Below are 1,217 nucleotides of genomic sequence, written 5' to 3'. Positions count from 1 at the left end.
CGCGCCGCAGCGCGCTCAGGATCAGGTCGCGGCCGAAGAACTGGATCACGACATGCCCGTCTTCGCGGATCGTCAGGCAGGCCAAGGCCGGGGTGATCTCGGCGGTGAAGCGGCCGAAGGTTGCTGTCGGGGTGTCAGGCATTGACGGCCTCGCTCAGAAAATCTTCGCGGCGACCATCCGGGCCTATCGCGTGAAGGATGTGGGGAACGCGGCGGACCTCCCGCATTGCTTCATCGCGGGTGTATCGCCCAGCAAGGTTGGCGTCTGAGGTGTAGCCGCTGTATTGCGGGGCATAGAAGCAGTCGTGTTTCCGTGACCAGATCCGCCAAATGGGCTGATCGGAAAATGCTATCCGAGAGAGCGTCTCTGCCCGGCGGAAGTCGCTGGCCACCACGGCTGCGGCGATCTGCGCCTCGAGTCTCCGGCGCCGCTCGCGCCCGTTCCGCTTTCGGCGCAGGTCTTCGGGCTGCTGGGCGTAGATATCGAAGCACGCTTTGTTCGTGAGGTGGTCCTTTGCCAGCACCACCCACCACATGCTGTTGATGTTGTAGAACGCTTGGCCGCGGACGATGCGTCCCTTCGTATCCGGCACCCACACGGTCTGCCCATGCTCGAGTAGTATGCCATCAGCGCTGCGGCGGTTGTGGTCATAGTCACACCGCGGGCGACCAAGCGCCTTGTCGGTGTGCCAGCTTTCCGCATAGTCCTTCGCGATCCGGTCCATCGCAAGGCGCGGTTGCTCAGACCTTCTTACCGTGACGGCGCCGCGGCGTTCCAGCCAAGCGACGATCCGGCTTTCGAGCGCCTGAACGCGCAGCCGGTCGAGATAGTCGAGCCGCTGGCGCTTGTTGAAGCCGTAACGATGGCCGTTCTGGTTTTTCTTGGGCCAAGTCTCGGCCCAAAGTTCGATGTCGATGCTGCGCCCGCTAATCTGGATCGTGCCGCGCAGCGCGCCCTTTCGCATGCGTCGGTGGTCGTGGCGCAGGCTGTTGTAGCGCTTCACGATGTCTGGGTCAGAACCGACCGTCCAGCCTTCGTCGCGCAGCATCCGTATCAGTGGGCCGAAGACATCGGATCGGAATGTCGGGTCTCTGGCATCGTCCTGCCAAATGCCGATGGTGGTGTCGTGGAAGCGCACTTCGATGGCGCGTTTCGCGGTCTGGGTGTCAGGCATCGGCTTCAAGCCCCCATTCCACCAGGGTGCGCACCGCTTCCG

At 63.4% G+C, this 1,217-nt stretch carries 1 protein-coding gene; it reads right to left on the bottom strand.

The features are described from left to right. Nucleotides 1-134: 134 nt before the first annotated feature. A complete protein-coding gene (locus tag BYZ73_RS21175) occupies nucleotides 135-1,175 on the bottom strand; it encodes a hypothetical protein (protein WP_112317571.1) in 1,041 nt (346 codons plus the stop codon). Between the last annotated feature and the right edge of the window lie 42 nt (nucleotides 1,176-1,217).

The sequence above is a fragment of the Rhodovulum viride genome (assembly GCF_003265965.1).
Taxonomy (GTDB): domain Bacteria; phylum Pseudomonadota; class Alphaproteobacteria; order Rhodobacterales; family Rhodobacteraceae; genus Rhodovulum; species Rhodovulum kholense.
Note: the sequence above shows the minus strand (reverse complement) of the source record. Positions and strands in the feature narration are given on the sequence as shown.

Excerpts from the sequence above, each read along its gene's own strand:
- BYZ73_RS21175 (WP_112317571.1), bottom strand. The coding sequence starts at position 1,175 with ATGCCTGACACCCAGACCGCGAAACGCGCCATCGAAGTGCGCTTCCAC.